The organism is Streptacidiphilus monticola, assembly GCF_042658505.1.
GTDB lineage: Bacteria > Actinomycetota > Actinomycetes > Streptomycetales > Streptomycetaceae > Streptacidiphilus > Streptacidiphilus monticola.
The window spans coordinates 1-2,244 of record NZ_JBHSQJ010000233.1 but is presented as its reverse complement, the minus strand read 5'-3'; the positions used below and the strand labels follow the sequence as shown (position 1 = coordinate 2,244).

4 protein-coding genes are annotated in these 2,244 nt (G+C 72.8%); all 4 read right to left on the bottom strand.

The annotated features are described in order from the left end of the window. The coding region (locus tag ACFP3V_RS31550) for an AAA family ATPase (RefSeq protein WP_380591186.1) at positions 1-544 on the bottom strand (544 nt) is incomplete at its 3' end. A 72-nt stretch (positions 545-616) separates the two neighbouring features. Beyond that, a complete protein-coding gene (locus ACFP3V_RS31545; RefSeq protein WP_380591184.1) occupies positions 617-1,180 on the bottom strand; it encodes a hypothetical protein in 564 nt (187 codons plus the stop codon). Between the two features lie 51 nt (positions 1,181-1,231). Continuing rightward, on the bottom strand, positions 1,232-1,930 hold the full coding sequence (locus ACFP3V_RS31540; RefSeq protein ID WP_380591181.1) for a hypothetical protein: 699 nt from the start codon (positions 1,928-1,930) through the stop codon (positions 1,232-1,234). Further along, positions 1,927-2,244, bottom strand: a 318-nt coding sequence (locus ACFP3V_RS31535) for a hypothetical protein (RefSeq protein WP_380591178.1), incomplete at its 5' end; no start/stop codon positions are given. The genes ACFP3V_RS31535 and ACFP3V_RS31540, both read right to left, overlap by 4 nt.

The window sequence follows — 2,244 nt, the reverse complement described above, 5'->3', positions numbered from 1 at the left end:
CGTCGATCGCGGTGACTTCCCGGCCGCGGGCGGTGATGACGACGATGCCGGGGAACGTCTGGAGCAGGTACATCACCTGCTGCCAGCGCTCGTTGGCGTCGTTCCACAGGTTCATCGCGACGTCGATCGCGGCGTCCGGGTCGTCCTGCAGCACCTTGGCGTTGTAGCGGCTGCGCCGGGCGCGTTCGTGGGTCCAGGTGGTGAGCATCCGCCACAGCGCGGTGGCGGTGTCCACGATCAGCACGACTGGGGGCTGCTTCGCGACGGCGGCTTTGCGGGCCTCGGCGTGGACGGCTTCGATCTGCTCGCGGATGTCGCGGAACGTGCCGTCGTGGTCGATGATCGTGAACTTCGCGCCGGGGATGGCGGCGTACTCGTCGGCGCTGCCCTCCGCGAGGTCGACCCAGTAGGCGGGGCCGATCCGCTTGGACTTGGTGAACTCGGCGGCGGCGTAGGTCTTGCCCGCGCTCTCCTCGCCTTCCAGCAGGATGAACGGCCAGGGCACGAGCCCGGTGGGCTTCCGGGTCTTCAACTTCACGGTCACGGTGAGCCTCCAAGGGCGTGTTGAGGGAGCGCCCCCGGCCGGTGGCCGGGGCCCAGCAGGGTTGACGGGTCGTCAGGTGGCGGGGTGCGGCTGCGGGGCGTCTGGGCGGGCGAGGATCGCCTCGGGCACGGTGAGGCCGGCGTCGCGTTCGGCGCGGGCGGCGTCCAGCAGGGCGAGGATGCGGCGGCCCTTGACGGCGGCCTGCTCGCACAGCTCCTCGGGCAGGGCACCGGGCAGCGCCACCGTGCGGGCGTGCAGGTCGAGCACCACCGTGGCCCGGCGCACCGTCGCACCCATGCCGCGCCGGGCCACGAACAGGCGCAGCCTGGCTTCGACCAGGTCGCAGTGCGGGCTGATGAGCACGTGCTCGTTGCGCCACGACTGGAACGCGCAGTCAGGGGAGAGGCGGACGCTGCCCGCGGGGACGGTGCGGCCCGTGGGGACTTGATGCCTGGCCAGGGTGCCAGCGCCGGGGACGGCCTCGGTACGGGTGACCTCGTCGTACAGCGGATACAGGCCGGGGCCGTAGACGGTGTGGTCGTCGAGGTTGTAGGCCCAGGTCCCCAGCGGCAGTTCCAGGCCGTACATGTCGAACTCGTCCTCGGGCGCGAGGTAGGGCGTGGGGATGTAGGGCATGGCGAAGCTCCCTTCCGGGCGTCGGGGCGGTAGGGGTGGGGGTGCGGGGCGTCAGCTCGCGCGCACGGCCGGGGTGGCTGTGGTGAGCGCGGCGTGCATGGCGGCCAGGGCGGCGTGCATGACCGCGGGGGTCAGGTAGCGGCCCTCCATTTCCAGGACCGCGCGGCCGTCGTCGTGCCGGACGTGGATGCGAGCGTGGGGGTGGTCGTAGGGGGCCTGCCGGTTCCAGTCGAGGGTGCGGCGGTCGTCGCGGCCGTCGCGCCGGTCGGCTTCGGTCAGCGCGTGGCTGGTGACGCCGGGCACGCTCTCCAGCAGCCGGACGGTCTCTTCGACCACGGCGACGGCGGCGGAGTGGGCCATCTGCCGGGCGCCGATCTCCCTTGCTGCCTGGTCGAGTTCGGGGAGCAGGCGGCGCCGGATGTCGGTGGCGATCTCCTCGGGGGTCTTGGCGCGGGTGACGGTGATCCGGCCGGTCTCGATGCCGTACCGCAGACTGTCGGGCAGCAGGTCGGGCTGCCGCCCGAGGACCTCCCACCGCCACGAGCGGTGCCGCTCTGGGCGGAACGTCAGGCCCATGCCGTCATCGCGGGTCAGCCACAGCGCGGGGCTGGGCCAGTTGATCGGCCTGGTGTCGGCCTGCCACCTCTGCCCTGTGGGCTGGGTGAGCAGGCCGGGCAGCGTGCGAGCGAGGTGATGCAGGTCGGCCCGCATCTGGTTCTCCCGCTCCTCGTAGGTCTGCGGGCTGGTCATGGTTGCAGGGTGGTCGGGTTGGCCAGTTCGGCCAGCAGCAGCCGCATGGGGACGGGTGTGACGGGCAGGTCGCGGGCGCAGTAGGCGAGCAGGGCGCGCAGCAGTGCCAGGTGCGAGCGGAGGCGCAGGCCGAAGGCCGCGAGCGCCCAGCCGGGAGCGGCGGCGTCGCCTGTCAGCGTGGCGGTGACCAGCGCGAGCGGGGTGAGGTGGGGATGCTCGTCGGCCTGGGCGAGGCTGGCCGCGTGGGCGTAGTCGAGGACGGTGGCGGCCAGATCGGCGGGCGAGTGGTCGGTGATGCCCTCGGGGAAGGCCAG

What these genes read in the sequence shown, in the direction of transcription:
- ACFP3V_RS31545 (WP_380591184.1), bottom strand. Translation starts at nt 1,180, where the DNA reads ATGCCCTACATCCCCACGCCCTACCTCGCGCCCGAGGACGAGTTCGAC.
- ACFP3V_RS31540 (WP_380591181.1), bottom strand. Translation starts at nt 1,930, where the DNA reads ATGACCAGCCCGCAGACCTACGAGGAGCGGGAGAACCAGATGCGGGCC.